We start from the raw sequence: 17,736 nt of genomic DNA on the forward strand, positions 1-17,736 counted from the left end.
CGTGACGCGAGGGGAGCGACGAAATCCCACGGTCCCGTGGGAAACCGACACCAGCCCGGGAGCGGGGGCTACTTGGCGTAGGAGTGCAGGCCGCCGACGAAGAGGTTGACGCCGACGAAGTTGAAGACGAAGGTCACGAAGCCGATCAGGGCGAGGATCGCGGCGGCCTTGCCCTTCCAGCCCGCGGTGGCCCGGGCGTGCAGGTAGCCCGCGTAGACGACCCAGGTGATGAACGCCCAGACCTCCTTGGGGTCCCAGCCCCAGTAGCGGCCCCACGCGTACTGCGCCCAGATCGGCCCGGCGATCAGGGCCGCGAAGGTCCAGATCGGGAACGCGAACGCGTGCACCCGGTACGCGAGCTGGTCGATCTTGGCCGCGGTGGGGATGCGCCAGAGGAACCCGGTCCGCTCCCCCTCCGGCGTCGTTCGCTCGGCCTTGGCCTTGATCAGGTAGAGCACCGAGGCGGCGGCGCCGACGAGGAACGCGGCTCCCGAGATCATCGCGCCCAGGACGTGGATCACGAGCCAGTACGAGTGCAGCGCCGGGACGAGGGGTCCCGCCGGCACGAAGACGAGCGCGGAGGCGCCGAGGACGACCGTCGCGAAGCCGGTGATGATCGGCCCGACCCAGTCGATGTCCCAGATCCGCACCAGCACGATGTATCCGATGATCGCGGACAGCGCGGCCGCGCACCCGAACTCGTACATGTTGCCCCACGGCACCCGCTCGGCGGAGAGCCCGCGGGCGACGACGCCTGCGAGGAGCACGACCGCGGCGAGCTGCGTGAGGGAGAAGCCGATGCTGCCGGCGACGTTGCTGCGCTGGACGGGGTCGGCCGTCCCGGACGCGGCGGGCTCGCCGTCGGGGAGGACGAGCTCACGGTCCGGCGCCACCCCGCGCGCGAGGCTCCATTGCAGGACGTATGCCACGAAGGCCAGCGCCAGGATGCCAGTCGCCGATGCGACCGCGTAGTTGGAGAACTGTTCGTACTGCGCGAGCGTCATGCCTGCACTCTTTCGTCGGTGTGCCCGAGCGTGTCCTTCAACCGCTCGAGGAAGTCGTCCAGGTCGGCGGGCAGGTCATCACGGGGCACGCGGTCCAGGACGGCGACGTCCACCACGGTACGTGAGCCGTCCCGTCGGGTGCGAATCCAGGTGCGTCGGGGCTTGACGGTCAGCGAGACCATGAGCCCGATCAGCCCGGCGATGATGCCGACCAGCGGCACCTTGACCAGCGGCGACGAGCTGATCTGGAACCGGGCGAACTGTGCGACGTCCGTGAACTCGATCGTCCCGCCGTCGGGAAGGTCCGCGGTCTGGCCGGGGCTCAGGGAGATCCGCAGGTTCTTGCCGTCCGCGTCCTTGTACTGCTTCATGTTCGTCTTGTCGAGGATGAAGACCGACTGCGGTGTGCCATCGTCCAGGCCCAGGTCGCCGTGCCAGACGTTGAACGACACCAGCGGGTTCGCCGCGGCCGGGTGGATCGAGATCGAGATGCCGTTCTGCTCGGCGGCGGTCGGCAGGAAGAAGCCCTGCAGGCCGAGCTGCTCGGGCTCCGCGTCGGGCACCTTCAGGACGCCGTTGGACGTGTACGTCGCATCGGCCGGCAGGAACGCCACGGCGTCGTCCCAGACGACGTGGCCCTTGCTGTCGGTGACCTTGAGGACCGGCGCGTAGCCCTGGCCGACGAGGTAGACCGACGTGCTGCCGATGGCCAGCGGGTGGTTGACGGTGATGTCGAACGGCTTCCTCGCCGCACCCGGCTCGGCCGTGTACGTCCCCTGCGCCCGGAACTCGCGCGGGGCACCCGCCTGCTGGCTGCCGAACGGCTGGAACCGGGCGGTCATCTTGTCGAGCGTGAGGGCGAACGGCGGGAGGTCCCCGTTGGTGAACAATGCACCCGCGCTGAACTCGTCGTACTGGGTCAGCGAGTTCGCGAACTGCCCGCCACGGTCGGTGACCATGACCGAGCCGCGGTAGCCGAACAGCGTACCGACGGCCACCCCGACGAGGACCACGACGATGCTGACGTGGAACAGCAGGTTGCCGGCCTCGCGCAGGAAGCCCTTCTCGGCGCTGACCTCCTGCACGCCGTCGCGGTCGGCCACGTCGACGCGGGCGCGTCCGAGGGCGGTGCGCGCGGCGGCGACGACCTCGTCCGGCGAGCGGTCGGTCTCGAACGACGCGGATGCCGGCAGGCGGGAGAAGTTGCGGGGCGCGCGCGGCGGACGGGCCCGCAGGGCACGCAGGTAGACGAACGAGCGCGGCAGGATGCAGCCGATCAACGACACCATCAGCAGCAGGTAGACCGCGCTGAACCACGGCGAGCTGTAGACGCTGAAGAATCCCAGGTTGTCGAGGATCGGCGCGCTCTTCGGGTGGTCGAGGAAGTACGCCTCGACCGCGCGCGCGTCGACCCCGCGCTGCGGGACGAGCGAGCCGGGGATCGCGGCGATCGCGAGCAGGAGCAGCAGGAACAGCGCCGTGCGCATCGACGTCAGCTGACGCCAGAACCAGCGGGTCAGCTCGCGGCGCCCGAGCGCCGGGACCGCGTTGGCGGTCCCGCCCCGCGAGGGCCGGTCGTCCTCGGTGCGGCGTTCGTCGAGGCTCATACGGGAGCCTCGAATCCGCCGACCCAGGTCTGCATCTCCCCGACCAGGTCGTTCCACCAGCCGGTCACGAGCATGATGCCGACCGCGATGAGCAGCGAGCCGCCGATGACCGAGACGGCGCGCTGGTGACGCCGGAACCACGTGAGGGCATGCATGAACTTTCCGAAGCCGAGGGCCGCCAGGACGAACGGGATGCCGAGGCCCAGGCAGTAGGTGAAGGCGAGGAACGCGCCGCGGGCAGCGGTCGCGTCGTCCGTCGCGAAGGACAGGCCGAGCACGGCGGCGAGGGTGGGGCCGATGCAGGGCGTCCAGCCGAGGCCGAAGAAGACGCCCAGGACGGGGGCGATGGCCAGGCCGACCGCGGGGACCGCGTGGACGCGCCCCTCCCGCTGCAGGAACGGCACGAAGCCGATGAAGACGAGCCCCAGCAGGATGACCAGGATGCCCGTGACCACGGCCAGGGTGTCCTGGTACTGCCGCAGCTCGAGCCCGACCGACCCGAACAGCGCTCCGCCGAGGACGAACACCGTCGAGAAGCCCAGGACGAAGAGCAAGGCACCCGCGAGCAGCCGGCCGCGCCGTGCGGACTCCAGGTCCTGCGCCGCGACCCCCGAGACGTACGACAGGTAGCCCGGCAGCAGCGGGACGACGCACGGGGAGAAGAACGAGACCAGCCCGGCCAGGACCGCGACGGGTGCTGCGAGGAGGAGGTTGCCGGACGAGACGGTGTCGCTGAACCAGTCGGTCACGTGGTGCTCTTCTGGACGTCGTCGATCAGGTCCGCGAGCGTGGACGCGCTGACCTTGTCGAGGATCCGGACCGCGACACGTCCCTTGGCGTCGATGATCCACGTGGTGGGGATCGCGATGCTCGGCAGGCTGTCGTTGAAGCCGAGGTCGAGCTGGCCGCCCTCGTCACGGAAGCTCGGGTACGTGATGCCCTTGCGGCGGTTGAACGCGACCGCCGTCGCCGGGTCCTTGGTCTTGGTCAGGACGCCGACGAACTGGACGTCCTTGTCGGCGTACTGCTCGGCGACCTCGTCGAGCGCGGGCGCCTCGGCCCGGCACGGAGGGCACCACGGCCCCCACAGGTTGACCACGATCGTCTTGCCGGCGAAGTCGGCGGTGGAGAGCGGCTTGCCCTCGAGGTCCTCCCCCTCCAGCACCGGCGCGGGCTTGCGGTCGGCGGCGTCGACGCGGGTGATGGAGCCGTCGCCCGAGACGTAGCCGTCGGTCGTCCCGCGGTTGCCGGAGCCCCCGCACGCGGCGAGCAGGGCGAGGGCCCCGATCGCCGCGGCGGTGCGGACGCGGAAGCGGTGGGTCATCGGATCAGGCTCCGCCGACGACCTTGCCGCGCAGCGGTGCGGGGAGCAGGTCGGCGGCCGGCTCGCTGTAGGTGAAGCCGACGAAGTCGTCACCGTCGAACGTCAGGCTGGTCAGGCTCGCGAGCGTGCACTGGCGCTTGCGCGGATCGTGCACGAAGCTCTTCTGCTCGTACGCGCGGCGGGCGATCCAGACCGGCAGCTGGTGCGAGACGATGACGGCCTCGTGGCCGCGGGCGGCCTCGCGGGCGTCGTCGACCGCGGCCGTCATGCGGGCCGCGATCTCCTTGTACGGCTCGCCCCACGACGGACGGATCGGGTTGCGCAGCATCCACCAGTTGCGGGGGTTGGTGAAGGCACCGTTGCCGACGCCGACGGTCTTGCCCTCGAAGAGGTTGTCGGCCTCGATGACGCGGTCGTCGGTGTGGACCGGCACCTCGAGCAGCTTCGACAGCGGCTCGGCGGTCTGCTGGGCGCGCTCGAGCGGCGACGCGACCATGTGCACGATCTCGTTCTTGGACAGGAAGTCCGCGGCACGGGCAGCCATCTGGTGCCCCAGGTCGGACAGCACGAACTTCGGCAGCCGGCCGTACAGCACGCCCTCGGGGTTGTAGACCTCGCCGTGGCGCATGAGGTGCACGATCGTACGTTCGGACATCGGGTTCCTAGCTCTCGTTCGTGGCCTGCGCAGCAGCACGCGCGGCACCGGGCAGTGCCTCGGCAATTCTAGAGAGTGCCTCCTCGTCGTGTGCAGCCGAGACGAACCAGCACTCGAAGGCGCTCGGCGGGAGGTAGATCCCGGCGTCGAGCATCGCGTGGAAGAACGGCTTGTAGCGCCAGGCCTCCTGCGCCTGCGCACCCGCGAAGTCGGTGACCGGGGCGTCGACGCCCCAGAACACGCTGAACATGTTGCCCGCGTTCTGCAGGACGTACGCCAGGCCCGCGGCGTCGAGCGCGTCCCGCACGAGCCCCTGCAGCTGGGACGACGCGGAGTCGAGCCGCTCGTAGGCCGCGGCGTCTGCGAGCCGCAGCGTCGTGAGGCCTGCGGTCGTCGCGATGGGGTTCCCCGACAGGGTGCCGGCCTGGTACACCGGTCCCACCGGGGCGAGCTGCTCCATCACGTCACGACGTCCGCCGAACGCTGCCGCCGGGAAACCACCGCCCATGACCTTGCCGTACGTCACGAGGTCCGGCACCCAGCCCTCGCGCTCGCCGTCGAGTCCCCAGTGTCCCGAGCGGGTGACCCGGAAGCCGGTCATCACCTCGTCGCTGATGAACAGGGCGCCGTTGCGACCGCAGACCTCGGACAGGAACTGGTTGAACCCCGGCTCCGGCGGGACGACACCCATGTTGCCGGCGGCGGCCTCGGTGATGAGGCACGCGATCTGGTCGCCGTACTCGGCGAACGCGGCCTCGACCGCGGCCCGGTCGTTGTAGGGCAGCACGATCGTGTCGGCCGTGACGTGCGACGGCACGCCGGGCGTCTCGGGCAGCCCGAGGGTCACGACGCCGGAGCCCGCCTGGGCCAGCAGCGCGTCGACGTGCCCGTGGTAGCAGCCGGCGAACTTCACGATCTTGTTGCGCCCGGTGAACCCGCGGGCCAGACGGATCGCGGACATCGTCGCCTCGGTGCCGGACGAGACCATGCGGACGCTCTCGGCCGACGCGCGGGCGACGATCTCCTCGGCCAGCAGCACCTCGGGCTCGCTGGGCGTGCCGAACGAGGTGCCTCGCGCGACGGCGTCGCCCACGGCGGCGAGCACCTCCGGGTGGGCGTGGCCCAGCAGCATGGGTCCCCACGAGCCGACGAGGTCGACGTAGCGACGCCCGTCCACGTCGGTCAGCCAGGCGCCCTGGCCCGACGCCATGAAGATCGGCGTCCCACCCACGGCCCGGAACGCGCGGACCGGCGAGTTGACGCCGCCCGGCGAGACGGCGCGGGCGCGGTCGAACAGCTGTTCAGAAGCTTCGGTGGAGGTCACGACTCCATTGTCTCTCGCCACGAAATCCGCGGGCAGGCGGCGTCGGCGCCGCGTAACCCCGGCCGTCCTCGGCTCGTTGCACCTGTGTTCGACGGGGTGTACGACCGTCGGCGGCTGCTGTAACATCGGTTTACGCAATGGCGCGAGGGTGGCGCCAGTCTGGGAGGGCACGCACATGGGAGCTCGCAAGCTCACGCGCTGGCAGAAGGCCGGCGCCCTCGTACCGATGGCCGTGCTGGTCGGGGCCTGGGGCGCAGCGCTCGGCAACTCCGGGCTCGCCACCGCCACCGGCGGCCCCTCCGACGCCGACGTCCCCGCCGTGCCCGCCACGGCGTTCGAGCAGCCGGCGAGCGTGCAGCAGACCCCGCAGGGCGTGGACCGCAAGGCCGGCGCCGCCGGCACGGTCGCGACCCTGTCGACCAACGGCATCCCCGCCTCGGCCCTCTCGGCCTACCGCCGCGCCGAGTCCCTGCTGGGCCAGGCCGACGAGGAGTGCCAGCTCCCGTGGAACCTCGTCGCCGCGATCGGTCGCGTCGAGTCCAACCACGGTCGCACGAACGGCAACGCGCTGAACGCCGACGGTCTCGCCAAGCCGGGCATCTACGGAGTCCTCCTGGACGGCAAGGACGGCCGGGCGCGCATCTCCGACACCGACGACGGCGCCCTCGACAAGAACTCGGTCCTCGACCGCGCCGTCGGGCCCATGCAGTTCATCCCGGGCACGTGGAAGTCCGTCGGCGTCGACGCCGACAACGACGGCACGAAGAACCCGCAGGACATCGACGACGCGGCCACCTCCGCCGGGGTGTACCTCTGCGCCGGCGCGGGCGATCTGTCCAAGCGCTCCGACGCGGCCGTCGCGGTCAAGCGGTACAACCACTCCGACGCGTACGTCGACCTGGTCCTGAAGATCTCTGCCGCCTACGCCAGCGGCGACTTCACCCAGTCCCCTGACGGTCTCTCGGCGGCACCGGTCCTGACGTCGAACGCGTCCGACCAGACGCTGACCCCCTCCGAGCGCAAGGCCGCGGTCAAGGCGGAGCAGAAGGCGGCCAAGAAGCCCAAGCCGGCCAAGGACGGCGGTTCCACCACCGGCGGTGGCGGCAGCGGCAGCGGGGGCGGCACACCCACCGGCGGCGGGACGACGCCGGGTGCCGGTGGCGGCAGCGGCTCCGGTGGCGGCGGCAGCGAGGGCGGCTCCGGCGGCGGCTCCGGCGACGGCGGCGGCACTCCCTCCGGCGGCACGATCGGCGGCGGCGTCCAGGACCTGGTCGAGGGCACCCCGCTGGCGCCCCTGGCCCCGGTCACCAAGCCGGTCACCGGCCTGCTGACCGCGGTCGAGGCCAACCTGCAGTGCACGCTGACGGTCGCGGCACTCCCGCTGAAGACCTACCGCGACCGCTTCAAGGCCTGCATGGCCAAGTTCGGCTACTGAGCGCGCAGCCGCACGGCCAGCTCGGTCGCCCAGTACGTCAGCACGATGTCGGCACCCGCGCGGCGGATCGAGAGGATGATCTCGTCGATCGCGCGCTCGCGGTCGATCCAGCCGTTGGCCGCGGCGGCCTCGACCATCGCGAGCTCGCCGGAGATGTTGTAGGCCGCGACCGGCACGTCGACCGTGGCGCGGACGTCCGCGATCAGGTCCAGGTAGCTCAGGGCGGGCTTGACCATCACCATGTCGGCGCCCTCCTCGATGTCGAGGAGCACTTCGCGGATCGCCTCCCGGCCGTTGGCCGGGTCCTGCTGGTACGTCTTGCGATCGCCCTGCAGCGAGGAGTCGACGGCCTCGCGGAACGGCCCGTAGAACGCCGAGGCGTACTTCGCGGCGTACGCGAGGATGACCGTGTCGTCGTGGCCCGCGTCGTCGAGTGCCGCCCGGATGACGCCGACCTGGCCGTCCATCATGCCGCTGGGCGCGACGACGTGGGCGCCGGACTCGGCCTGCACGACACCCATCTGGGCGTACAGCTCCAGCGTGGCGTCGTTGTCGACGCGTCCCCGGTCGTCCAGGACGCCGCAGTGGCCGTGGTCGGTGAACTCGTCGAGGCACAGGTCGGCCATCACGAGCAGGTCGTCGCCGACCTCCGCCCGCGCGTCCGCCAGGGCCACGTTGAGGATGCCCTCGGGATCGAGCGCGCCCGATCCCTGGGCGTCCTTGTGCTCGGGGAGGCCGAACAGCATGACCCCGCCGAGGCCCAGCTCGGCGGCCTCGGCGTACGCCCGACGGGCGGACTCACGCGTGTGCTGGACGACGCCCGGCATGCTGCTGATGGGCCGGACCTCGCTTCGCCCCTCGGCCACGAACATCGGCAGCACCAGCTGCGAGGCCTGGACGTGGGTCTCGGCCACCAGCCGCCTCATCGCCGGCGACGAGCGCAGGCGACGAGGACGGTCGGCGGGGAAGGACATGACTAGGCCTTCCGCCGGCTGGACGGACGCTTCTGCGACGGCTTGGTCACGGGCTCGCCGGCCTCGACGAAGCCCAGACGGCGGGCCGTGCCGAACTCCGCGAGGGCGTCGGCCAGCTCCTCGACCGACGGGGACTCGGCGAGGACGTCGACCCGCAGGCCGTGCTCCTCGGCGGTCTTGGCGGTCGCCGGACCGATGCACGCGATGATCGTCGACGTGTGCGGCTTGCCGGCGATGCCCACGAGGTTGCGGACCGTGGACGACGAGGTGAACATGACCGCGTCGAACTTGCCGGTCTTGATCGCCTCGCGCGTCGGCGCCGGCGGCGGGGCCGCCCGGACGGTGCGGTAGGCCGTGACGTCGTCGACCTCCCAGCCGAGGTCGATCAGGCCGGCCACGAGGGTCTCGGTCGCGATGTCGGCGCGGGGCAGGAAGACCCGGTTGATCGGGTCGAGCAGGTCGTCGTACGGCGGCCAGTCCTCGAGGAGGCCCCGGGCGGACTGCTCGCCCGAGGGCATGAGATCGGCGCGGATGCCCCAGGTCGCGATGGCCTCGGCGGTCTTCTGACCGACTGCGGCGATCTTCAGGCCCGAGAACGCACGCGCGTCCAGGCCGTACTCCTCGAACTTCTCGCGCACGGCCTTGACGGCGTTGACGCTGGTGAACGCGACCCACTCGTAGCGGCCCTCGACCAGGCCGCGGACGGCCTTGTCCATCTGCTGGGGGTTGCGGGGCGGCTCGACCGAGATGGTCGGGACCTCCTCGGAGATCGCACCGAACCCGCGCAGGCGCGAGGCCAGGCCGGCCGACTGCTCCTTGGTGCGGGGCACCAGGATGCGCCAGCCGTACAGCGGCTTGGTCTCGAACCACGACAGTGCCTCGCGCATCGTGACGACCTCGCCGACGACCGTGATCGCGGGGGACGTCATGCCGGCGGCCTTGGCGTCCGCGCCGATCTCGGCGAGCGTCGACACGACCGTGGTCTGCTCGGTCGTCGTGCCGACCCGGGTCATGGCGACCGGGGTGTCGGGCTTTCGACCGGCGTCGATCAGGCCGGTGGCGACCTCACCGATGCGCGCGACGGCCGAGAGCAGGACGAGCGTGTCCTGGCCGGCGTGGTCGGCCCAGTTGATCGTCGCGTCGCCAACGCTGACGACCGAGTACTCGCGGTGCGTCCGGTTGGTCAGCGGGACACCGGCGTACGCCGGGACCGCGGTGATCGACGAGACGCCGGGCACGATCTCAAAGCCGATGCCGGCCTTCGCGCAGGCGGCGGCCTCCTCGGGTCCGGTCGCGTACGTGAACGGGTCGCCGGCCATGAGGCGGACGACGTGGCCGCCGCTCTTGGCGTGCTTGACGACGAGGCGGGCGCGGGCGGCGTGGGTGAGGACCTCGCCGTCCTCACCGATGCCGCCGTCGACGATCTGGGCGCCGTTGGTGACCAGGGCCACCTGGTCGGGCAGCTCCGTGATGACGACGTCGGCCTGCGCGAGCAGCTCGGCAGCACGGACCGTCAGGAGACTCGCGTCTCCCGGTCCGGCACCGACGAAGCTCACGTGGCCCCGCGGGGCCTTGCGCGTGGGCGGCGTCGGCGTTGACGGGGCTTCTCGCATCGGGGTGATGGTCACGGTGTTCCTTTTCTTGGTCTGTCAGGGGGTCAGGAGGCAGCGACGGCCACGAGGGCGTCGGCACCTTCGGCGAGCATCTCGACAGCAAGACGTTCACCGACCGCGGCAGCCTCTTCGGGGAGGCCGCTCGCGGACAGTCGGATGGTGGGCGAGCCGGAGACGTCTCCGACCACGGCACGAAGCCAGAGCTCGTCGCCGTCGTCGCCGACGGCGATCTCGGCCAGTGCTCCCACCGGGGCGCTGCAGCCGGCCTCGAGGGTGGCGAGGAGGCTTCGCTCGGCAGTGACGGCAGCACGGGTGTCGCTGTCGTCGAGCTGCGCGAGCAGACGAGTGGTCGCGACGTCGTCGACGCGGCACTCACATGCCAGGGCTCCCTGCCCGGGGGCGGGAAGCATCTGGAGAGGATCGATCACTTCGGTGGCCTCGTCGGCGCGGCCGAGCCGGACCAGACCGGCACGGGCCAGCAGCACGCCGTCGCACTCGCCGGAGAGCACCTTGCCGATGCGGGTGTCGACGTTGCCGCGGATGCCGACGACCTCGACGCCGAGCCCGAGGGCGTTCAGCTGGGCCTGGCGCCGCGGCGAGCCGGTGCCGATGCGGGCGCCCTGCGGCAGCTCGCCGAGGGTCAGCCCGTCACGGGCGACGAGCACGTCACGCGGGTCCTCGCGGCGCGGGATCGCGGCCACGACGAGTCGGGGGTCGGGGGTCGTGGGCAGGTCCTTGAGGGAGTGGACCGCCAGGTCGACGTCACCGCGCACGAGCGCCTCGCGCAGGGCGGCGACGAACACGCCCTGACCGCCCAGCGACGCCAGCGGCGCCGTGCTGCGGTCCCCTTCGGTCGAGATCGTCACGAGCTCGACCGAGGCTCCGGTCTCCGCGCGCAGCCGGGCGGCGATGTGCTCGGACTGGGTCACTGCGAGCGCGCTGGCTCGAGTGCCGAGACGAAGTGTCGTCATGAGGGGTCACCCACCTGGGTCACGGCGTCGACCGCGGACTGGTCGAGCGCGAAGAGATCGGCCAGCGCGTCGGCGTACGTCAGCCCCGCGGGTCCGTCGACGAGCTGCTGCACGCGGACGGTGGGCGAGTGGATGAGCTTCTCGGCCACCCGGTGCAGGGCCTTGCGCACGTCGGCGCGCTCGTCGTCGGTGAGGTTGGGCAGGCGGGACTCGATGCGGGCCTGCTCGGAGGCCACGATGTCGGTCGCCATGGTGCGCAGGGCGACGACCGTGGGCGTGATGTGCGAGGCGGCCTTTGCGGCGAGGAACGTCCCGACCTCGGAGGCGACGATCGAGCGGACCTGCTCGACGTCAGCGGCGAGCTCGGCGTTGGCCTGCAGCTGGGACAGGACGATGAGGTCGATGAGCTGGACGCCCTCGAGCTCGCGCACGGCCGGGTCGATGTCGCGCGGCAGCGCCAGGTCGATCAGCGACATCGGGCGTCCCTGCGCGCCGGCAGCGATGCGGGCGCTGTCGAAGACGAATCCGTTCGAGCCGGTGCAGCTGATCAGCACGTCGGCCGCGGACAGCTCGACGTCCAGCGCCTGCCACCGCACGGCGCTGACGCCGAAGGTGGCGACGAGGTTGTACGCCCGCTGGTAGGTGCGGTTGGCGATCATGATCCGCTGCGGATCGACACCGCGGTCGATCAGCGTGCGGACCGTGAGGCTGGCCATCGTACCGGCCCCCGCGACCAGGAAGCGCGTGTCCGGGGCGTCGACGACGGCACCGGCCGCGTCCAGGCCGGCGGTCACCATCGACGGTGCGAGGCGGTCGATGCCGGTCTCGGCGTGGCCGCGCTTGCCGATGCGCAGGGCCTGCTGGAACAGGGCGTTGAGGGCCGAGCCGACCGTCGACTCGGCCTGGGCGCTGTGCAGCGCCTCACGGACCTGGCCGAGGATCTGGCTCTCGCCGAGGATCATCGAGTCCATGCCGGACGCGACGCCGAACAGGTGCGCGACGGCGGCCTCGTCGAAGTGGACGTAGACGTGGCGGACGAAGTCCTCACGCTCCAGGCCGGCGTGCTCGGCGAGGAGTCGCGAGACCTCCTCGACCGCGCCGTGGAAGCGCTCGGCCTCGACGTAGACCTCGACCCGGTTGCAGGTCGAGATGACGACCGACTCGGTGACGAACGGGGCGTCGAGCACGAGGTGCGACAGCTTGAGGGTCGCGTCGACGTCGAGCGCAGCGCGCTCCAGGACGTCGATCGGGGCCGACTTGTGGGACATGCCCACCACCAACACGCTCATATGCCACTCACTTTCGGCTCGATGCCTGCCTTGCGCTGCTCGTGATACGCGAGGATCTGCAGCTCTATCGACAGGTCGACCTTGCGGACGTCGACGCCATCAGGCACCTGCACGAGCGCAGGTGCGAAGTTCAGGATGCTGGTGATCCCAGCCGCGACGAGCCGGTCGGCGACCTCCTGGGCCGCGGTGCCGGGGGTCGCGATGACGCCGATCGAGATGGCCCGGTCCGCCACGATGGCGTCCAGGTCGTCCATCGAGCTGACGGTCAGGCCGGAGATCTCGGTGCCGACGCGCTGGGGATCGGCGTCGACGAGCGCCGCGACACGGATGCCACGGGTGCTGAAGCCCTGGTAGGACGACAGCGCGGAGCCGAGGTTGCCGATGCCCACGATGACGACGTCCCAGTCCTGGGTCTGGCCGATCTCGCGCGCGATCTGGTAGCGGAGGTACTCCACGTCGTAGCCCACGCCGCGGGTCCCGTACGAGCCCAAGTAGGACAGGTCCTTGCGCAGCTTGGCGGGGTTGACGCCGGCGTTCTCGGCCAGCTCGATCGACGAGCAGGACGAGACACCCTGTTCAGTCAGGGCATTGAGGGCGCGAAGGTAGACCGGCAGACGGGCGACGGTGGCATCAGGGATGCCACGGGCGCTTCCGTCGGCGAGCCGGGGGCTGCGAAGTATGGTCACGGTGCTCCTGCACCGGCATGCTGGGGATTATCCCTTGCGGGATGGGCATGCAGTGCTTCGCCAGTTTAAGAGTTTGTGAACGCGTTAACAAAATCGAGACGCCGACCGGTGGGTTATGTCACACGTCGGCGACGCCTCTTCAGCGCCTTGCGCAGCCGGTTCGGGTCGACCCGCCAGAAGTCGTGCTGGCTCCCGTCGACGAAGGTCACCGGGACCTGCTCGGTGAACCGGGACCGCAGGTCGTCGTCCCCGTCGATGTCCACGCGGACCCACGAGTCCCCCGTCTCGGCGCAGACCTCGGCGACCTGCGCCTCGGCGATCTCGCACAGGTGGCAGCCCTGGCGTCCGTAGACCACGACCCGGGCGTCGTCGGCGTGCGCGATCACGGGGCGTCGAGGCCCAGCGTCTCGCTGCGGGCCAGCGAGCGCAGGCGTCCCTTGGCGACCTTGCCGGTCGCCGAGTGCGGCAGCCCGGTCACCACGACCACCTGTTGGGGCTGCTTGAACCGCGCCAGACGGGTGCGGCAGTGCGCCTCGACGGCGTCGATCAGGTCGGCCTCGTCCGGGGCGTCCGCCGACGGCACGACGAACGCCACCACGGCCTCCCCGGTGTCCTCGTCCGGGAGCCCGACGACCGCGACCTGGCCGACGCCCGGGACCTCGGCGATCACGTCCTCGACCTCGAACGGGTACACGTTGAAGCCCGACACGATGACCAGCTCGCGCAGCCGGTCCACCAGCGTCAGGTCGCCGTCCTCGTCCAGGAAGCCGACGTCGCCGGTCGGGTACCAGCCGTCAGGTCGCGGGCCGTCGACCCCGTCGGGCCAGTAGCCTGAGAAGAGGTTGTCGCCCTTCACCCAGATCTCGGCGGGGTCACCGGGAGCGGCGTCCCGGCCGTCGGCCTCCACGATCCGCACGTCGATGCCCGGCAGCGGCCGACCGACCGAGCCGGCCTTCGGGGGCGTGCCGGGGTCGCGGGGGGAGCCCATCGTCGTCGCGATGACCGGGGCGGTCTCGGTGAGGCCGTAGCCCTGCTCGATGTACTTGCCGGACGACTCGTGGAACATCTCGGCGAGCTCCGGGTCGAGCGCGGAGGCGCCGGACAGGACCATCGACACGCTGCTGAGCTGGTCGCCGAGGCCGTCCCGTCCCGCCCACGCAGCGACGACCGGCGGGGCCAGGGGCACGTTGGTGACGCCCTCGGAGCGGATCAGCTCCAGGAGGCCGGCGGGGTCGAAGCCGTCGACCATGACCACCCGCGCCCCCTGCCGCACGGCCTGCCCGAGCACGCAGTTGAGCCCGTAGATGTGGAACATCGGCAGCAGGCCCAGGCAGACGTCGTCCGGGGTGACGGCCGGCGGGTCGAGGCGGGCGATCTGCTCGATGTTGGCGATCAGGGCCCGGTGGGTCAGCATCACGCCGCGAGGCTTTCCGCTGGTGCCGGAGGTGTAGAGCACCACGGCGAGGGCCTCGACGTCCGCGGGGGCGGCGGGCGGCGCCGCCGGCGCGTCCGCGAGGAACGACTCGAAGGAGGTCTCTTCGGCCAGCGGCGCAGCGCCGTCGACGATGACGCTCACCTGCATGTCGTCGGTGACCGCCTCGCGCACCTGCTCGACCCCGGCCTCGTCGCAGAGCACGACGCGCGTGCGCGAGTCGGCCAGCATGCGGCCGATCTCGCGGGTGGTCGAGCGCGGATTGATCGGCACGGCGACCATGCCGCCGCGGAGGATGCCGAAGTACGCGATCGGCAGGTCGATCCGGTTGGCCATGACGACCGCGACCCGGTGCCCGGCGACCAGCCCACGGCCCGACAGGGCGCGGGCCACCGCGTCCGCGGACTCGTCGAGCTCGCGCCACGTCACCTCGCGGCGGATGCCGCGGTGCTCGACCAGAGCCACCCCGTCCGGGTCGTTCTCGGCGGCCGTGTGGACGTACTCGCTGACATTGACTGTCACCCCTTGAGTCAACCACAGCCGGTGAGACCGGGAGGGCGTTAGGCTCGGGGACATGGCACGGGATGCAGCACCCGATCAGCCCCGCAACCTGCAGTCACGCTCGGTCCTCGCCGGCCAGGCGGCCGCCTCGGCCAGCGAGATGGAGAGCGCGCTGTCCACCGCTCCCGATCTCACCGCCGCCGCATTCTTCGACGTCGACAACACGGTCATGCAGGGCGCCTCGCTCTTCCACTTCGCCCGCGGCCTGCACCGGCGCGAGTTCTTCACCACCCGGGACATCCTCAGTGCCGCCTGGCACCAGATCTACTTCCGCGTCGTCGGCAGCGAGGACCCCGAGCACATCGACAAGGCCCGCGCGAGCGCACTGGCCTTCATCGCCGGCCACAGCGTCAGCGAGCTCGAGGAGATCGGTGAGGAGATCTTCGACGAACGGATGGCCGCCAGGATCTGGCCCGGGACCCGCGCGCTCGCCCAGTGGCACCTCGATCGGGGCCAGCGGGTCTGGCTGGTCACCGCGGCACCCATCGAGATCGCGACCGTCATCGCCCGCCGGCTCGGTCTGACCGGCGCGCTCGGGACGGTCTCGGAGCACGTGGACGGCATCTACACCGGCCGCCTCGTCGGCGAGATGCTGCACGGTGAGGGCAAGGCGGTCGCGGTGCGCGACATCGCCGAGCGCGAGGGGCTCGCCCTGGACCGCTGCTACGCGTACTCCGACTCCAGCAACGACCTGCCGATGCTGTCCCTCGTCGGTCATCCCTGCGCGATCAACCCGGACGCCACGTTGCGGTCGCACGCCAAGGCGAACGGCTGGCGGGTCCGCGACTACCGCACCGGACGCAAGGTCTTCATGGCCGGAGCCAAGGGCGCGGTCGCGGGGGTCGCGGCCGGCGCCACCTGGCGGACGCTGCGCCGCAGGAAGTGACACAACAGGTCGTCACATCCCGTCGCCGCAGGCTAGAATCGCGGGAAATCAGGGAGGGCCTGAGGTGGTGGACGTCGGAGGGCTGCGCGTTGCGCTGTCGCTTGCCCTCGCGATCCCCGACGACCGGTCCCTCGCCATCGCGCTCGCGCTGGCGGACTCACCGGCCTACTCCCCCTCCAACGGCGGCGAACCGCCGCACGACGACAACGATCCGGAGGCCTCCCGGCTGCGGGCGCTCGTCGACCTGGCCCGGGAGGGCGACTCCGAGGCGTTCGGGCAGCTGTACGACCACTACGTGACCGGCATCTTCCGGTTCGTCTACTACCGGGTCGGCTCGCGCCAGCTCGCCGAGGACCTGACCAGCGAGACGTTCGTCCGCGGCCTCCGCGCGATCCAGCGCTTCAGCTGGCAGGGCAAGGACTTCGGCGCGTGGCTGACCACGATCGCCCGCAACCTCATCGCCGACCACTTCAAGTCCAGCCGGTCGCGCCTGGAGGTGGTCACCGAGACGATCCCGGAAGGACGGACGCACGCCGCCAGCCCGGAGCAGGAGGTCCTGTCGCACATCTCCAACGACCTGCTGCTCTCGGCCGTCGGGGCGTTGCCGAACGAGCAGCGCGACTGCATCCTCATGCGCTTCATCCAGGGCCTGTCGATCGCGCAGACCGCAGCGGCCCTCGGCCGCAGCGAGGGCGCCGTCAAGCAGCTGCAGCTCCGGGCCGTGCGCAGCTTGGCCAAGTCCGTCCCGGGTGAGGTGCGATGAGCCCCGCACGGCCGACGAGGTTCTCGTCGCAGGCCCATAACCTCCAGCGGTGCCGGTTCGTTGTTCGTCCTGACACCTTCACAGCAGTCAGGAACCCCTCATGATCGGCCGTCGCTCCCACGACGACGCCCAGTCCTTCGACGAGGCCTGGAACGGTGCCGCGCCCCGGGACCAGCACATCGCCGATCTCGTGGCGTTCGCCGAGGACCTCTGTGCAGCGGCCGCGATCGAGCCGTCGGCCCGGTTCCGGTCCGACCTCCGCGCGCAGCTGATGACCGAGGCCGCGACCGTGCTCAAGCCGCTGCCGCCGGCCGACCGCCGTCCTGCTGCCACGCCGTCGTCCGCCGGACCCCGCCGGCCGCGGCGCCGGCTCGTGGGCCTCACCGCAACGCTCGTCACCTCTGCCGGGGCGGTCGGTCTCGTCGCGTCCAGCGCGTCCGCACTTCCCGGCGAGACGCTCTACCCGGTCAAGCGCACCGTCGAGTCCGTCGAGCTCACGACGTTGCACCGCGACGACGCCTCACGCGGCGCGTTCCAGCTCGGCCAGGCCAAGGAACGCCTCACCGAGGCCCGTTCGCTGAGCGGCAAGGGCGCCTCGGACAAGCTCATCGCCGAGACGCTCGACGACTTCTCGTCAGCCGCGTCCGACGGGTCGTCCCGCCTGTTCACCGACTACACCGACCGCGGCAAGAAGACGTCGGTGCGCCAGGTCAACGACTTCGCCGCCGCCGCGAGCAAGGACCTCTCCCAGCTCTCGTCCGACCTGCCCGACGGCGCTGGGGACTCCTTCGTCGCCGCGACCCGTGCGGTCCGGCGGCTCGCCACCCAGGCGTCCTCGCTGTGCTCCAGCTGCGGGGGCGCCGACGTGGACGACCTCGTGTCTGCCGTGACCGGCGCGGCCAGGAAGAACCCCGCGGCCCCCAAGGCCAAGGCGGCGAAGGACACGGCGGACCCCGCTCCGAAGCCTGCCGCGACCCAGCGTCCCGCCGCAGCACCGGACGACACGGGCACAGGCACGGCGGACAGCGCCCCGACACCGCGTCCCGCGGCGTCCCCCACGCCACCGCGGCCCACCAGGACCCCGTCCCTGTCCGACGTCACCGACCCGCTGCTGGGCGGACTGCTCGGCGACGAGGAGCAGGAGGGCCTGGTGCCGGGACTGCTGAACGGGCTGCTCGGGGGCGGACGCGGGCGCGAGTAGCCGCTTTCGCG

The 17,736-nt window shown here is 71.4% G+C and carries 17 protein-coding genes; 4 read left to right on the top strand and 13 right to left on the bottom strand.

Annotated elements, in window-relative coordinates; translation table 11 throughout:
* Positions 1-68: 68 nt before the first annotated feature.
* Genes ccsB through hemL form a run of 6 tightly spaced genes read right to left on the bottom strand, consistent with a single transcriptional unit; the run spans position 69 to position 5,914 of the window.
* Positions 69-1,004 (bottom strand): c-type cytochrome biogenesis protein CcsB, encoded by a 936-nt coding sequence (gene ccsB / locus C3E78_RS15720; RefSeq protein WP_108580007.1) that lies wholly within the window; start codon positions 1,002-1,004, stop codon positions 69-71.
* A complete protein-coding gene (resB, locus tag C3E78_RS15725; RefSeq protein WP_108580009.1) occupies positions 1,001-2,611 on the bottom strand; it encodes a cytochrome c biogenesis protein ResB in 1,611 nt (536 codons plus the stop codon). Before resB ends, ccsB begins: the two co-directional genes overlap by 4 nt.
* On the bottom strand, positions 2,608-3,360 hold the full coding sequence (locus tag C3E78_RS15730) for a cytochrome c biogenesis CcdA family protein (protein WP_108580011.1): 753 nt from the start codon (positions 3,358-3,360) through the stop codon (positions 2,608-2,610). The genes resB and C3E78_RS15730 overlap by 4 nt, the downstream gene beginning before the upstream one ends.
* Positions 3,357-3,935, bottom strand: a complete 579-nt coding sequence (locus C3E78_RS15735) for a TlpA family protein disulfide reductase (protein WP_108580013.1) — start codon at positions 3,933-3,935, stop codon at positions 3,357-3,359. Before C3E78_RS15735 ends, C3E78_RS15730 begins: the two co-directional genes overlap by 4 nt.
* A 4-nt stretch (positions 3,936-3,939) precedes the next feature.
* Positions 3,940-4,590, bottom strand: coding sequence for a histidine phosphatase family protein (locus tag C3E78_RS15740; RefSeq protein WP_108580015.1), 651 nt, complete (start codon positions 4,588-4,590; stop codon positions 3,940-3,942).
* A gap of 7 nt (positions 4,591-4,597) precedes the next feature.
* Positions 4,598-5,914 carry a glutamate-1-semialdehyde 2,1-aminomutase gene (gene hemL / locus C3E78_RS15745; protein WP_235833663.1) on the bottom strand — a complete coding sequence of 439 codons (1,317 nt, stop codon included), beginning with the start codon at positions 5,912-5,914 and terminating at the stop codon, positions 4,598-4,600.
* A 175-nt stretch (positions 5,915-6,089) separates the two neighbouring features.
* Here hemL and C3E78_RS18520 point away from each other — a divergent pair, with 175 nt between their 5' ends.
* Entirely contained in the window at positions 6,090-7,349 is a 1,260-nt protein-coding gene (locus C3E78_RS18520) for a lytic transglycosylase domain-containing protein (RefSeq protein ID WP_199906842.1), read from the top strand.
* Here the strand turns inward: C3E78_RS18520 and hemB are convergent.
* The 7 genes from hemB to C3E78_RS15785 form a co-directional block, all read right to left on the bottom strand.
* The gene (hemB, locus tag C3E78_RS15755) at positions 7,343-8,323 is read right to left on the bottom strand and encodes a porphobilinogen synthase (RefSeq protein WP_108580019.1); all 981 of its coding nucleotides are present in this window, start codon (positions 8,321-8,323) and stop codon (positions 7,343-7,345) included. The genes C3E78_RS18520 and hemB overlap by 7 nt on opposite strands.
* A gap of 2 nt (positions 8,324-8,325) precedes the next feature.
* On the bottom strand, positions 8,326-9,936 hold the full coding sequence (locus tag C3E78_RS15760; protein WP_108580924.1) for a bifunctional uroporphyrinogen-III C-methyltransferase/uroporphyrinogen-III synthase: 1,611 nt from the start codon (positions 9,934-9,936) through the stop codon (positions 8,326-8,328).
* Between the two features lie 44 nt (positions 9,937-9,980).
* On the bottom strand, positions 9,981-10,907 hold the full coding sequence (gene hemC, locus C3E78_RS15765; protein WP_108580021.1) for a hydroxymethylbilane synthase: 927 nt from the start codon (positions 10,905-10,907) through the stop codon (positions 9,981-9,983).
* Positions 10,904-12,196 carry a glutamyl-tRNA reductase gene (locus C3E78_RS15770; protein ID WP_108580023.1) on the bottom strand — a complete coding sequence of 431 codons (1,293 nt, stop codon included), beginning with the start codon at positions 12,194-12,196 and terminating at the stop codon, positions 10,904-10,906. The genes hemC and C3E78_RS15770 overlap by 4 nt, the downstream gene beginning before the upstream one ends.
* Positions 12,193-12,882 carry a redox-sensing transcriptional repressor Rex gene (locus C3E78_RS15775; protein WP_108580025.1) on the bottom strand — a complete coding sequence of 230 codons (690 nt, stop codon included), beginning with the start codon at positions 12,880-12,882 and terminating at the stop codon, positions 12,193-12,195. The genes C3E78_RS15770 and C3E78_RS15775 overlap by 4 nt, the downstream gene beginning before the upstream one ends.
* 113 nt (positions 12,883-12,995) lie before the next feature.
* A complete protein-coding gene (locus C3E78_RS15780) occupies positions 12,996-13,268 on the bottom strand; it encodes a glutaredoxin family protein (RefSeq protein ID WP_235833664.1) in 273 nt (90 codons plus the stop codon).
* Positions 13,265-14,836, bottom strand: a complete 1,572-nt coding sequence (locus tag C3E78_RS15785; protein ID WP_235833665.1) for a class I adenylate-forming enzyme family protein — start codon at positions 14,834-14,836, stop codon at positions 13,265-13,267. The genes C3E78_RS15780 and C3E78_RS15785 overlap by 4 nt, the downstream gene beginning before the upstream one ends.
* A gap of 52 nt (positions 14,837-14,888) precedes the next feature.
* Here C3E78_RS15785 and C3E78_RS15790 point away from each other — a divergent pair, with 52 nt between their 5' ends.
* From C3E78_RS15790 to C3E78_RS15800, 3 genes are all read left to right on the top strand, one after another.
* Complete coding sequence (locus C3E78_RS15790; RefSeq protein ID WP_108580028.1) at positions 14,889-15,761, top strand: HAD family hydrolase; 873 nt, start codon at positions 14,889-14,891, stop codon at positions 15,759-15,761.
* Positions 15,762-15,825: 64 nt separating this feature from the next.
* Positions 15,826-16,524 carry a sigma-70 family RNA polymerase sigma factor gene (locus tag C3E78_RS15795; protein ID WP_235833666.1) on the top strand — a complete coding sequence of 233 codons (699 nt, stop codon included), beginning with the start codon at positions 15,826-15,828 and terminating at the stop codon, positions 16,522-16,524.
* 100 nt (positions 16,525-16,624) lie between these two features.
* Positions 16,625-17,725, top strand: a complete 1,101-nt coding sequence (locus C3E78_RS15800) for a DUF5667 domain-containing protein (RefSeq protein ID WP_108580030.1) — start codon at positions 16,625-16,627, stop codon at positions 17,723-17,725.
* Positions 17,726-17,736 lie beyond the last annotated feature (11 nt).

The organism is Aeromicrobium chenweiae, assembly GCF_003065605.1.
GTDB lineage: Bacteria > Actinomycetota > Actinomycetes > Propionibacteriales > Nocardioidaceae > Aeromicrobium > Aeromicrobium chenweiae.

Bases quoted from the DNA above. Each gene is read 5' to 3' on its own strand.
- C3E78_RS15740 (WP_108580015.1), bottom strand. From the start codon at position 4,590: ATGTCCGAACGTACGATCGTGCACCTCATGCGCCACGGCGAGGTCTAC.
- C3E78_RS15800 (WP_108580030.1), top strand. From the start codon at position 16,625: ATGATCGGCCGTCGCTCCCACGACGACGCCCAGTCCTTCGACGAGGCC.
- C3E78_RS15770 (WP_108580023.1), bottom strand. From the start codon at position 12,196: ATGAGCGTGTTGGTGGTGGGCATGTCCCACAAGTCGGCCCCGATCGAC.
- resB (WP_108580009.1), bottom strand. From the start codon at position 2,611: ATGAGCCTCGACGAACGCCGCACCGAGGACGACCGGCCCTCGCGGGGC.
- ccsB (WP_108580007.1), bottom strand. From the start codon at position 1,004: ATGACGCTCGCGCAGTACGAACAGTTCTCCAACTACGCGGTCGCATCG.
- hemC (WP_108580021.1), bottom strand. From the start codon at position 10,907: ATGACGACACTTCGTCTCGGCACTCGAGCCAGCGCGCTCGCAGTGACC.
- C3E78_RS15735 (WP_108580013.1), bottom strand. From the start codon at position 3,935: ATGACCCACCGCTTCCGCGTCCGCACCGCCGCGGCGATCGGGGCCCTC.
- C3E78_RS15790 (WP_108580028.1), top strand. From the start codon at position 14,889: ATGGCACGGGATGCAGCACCCGATCAGCCCCGCAACCTGCAGTCACGC.
- hemB (WP_108580019.1), bottom strand. From the start codon at position 8,323: ATGTCCTTCCCCGCCGACCGTCCTCGTCGCCTGCGCTCGTCGCCGGCG.
- C3E78_RS15760 (WP_108580924.1), bottom strand. From the start codon at position 9,936: ATGCGAGAAGCCCCGTCAACGCCGACGCCGCCCACGCGCAAGGCCCCG.
- C3E78_RS18520 (WP_199906842.1), top strand. From the start codon at position 6,090: ATGGGAGCTCGCAAGCTCACGCGCTGGCAGAAGGCCGGCGCCCTCGTA.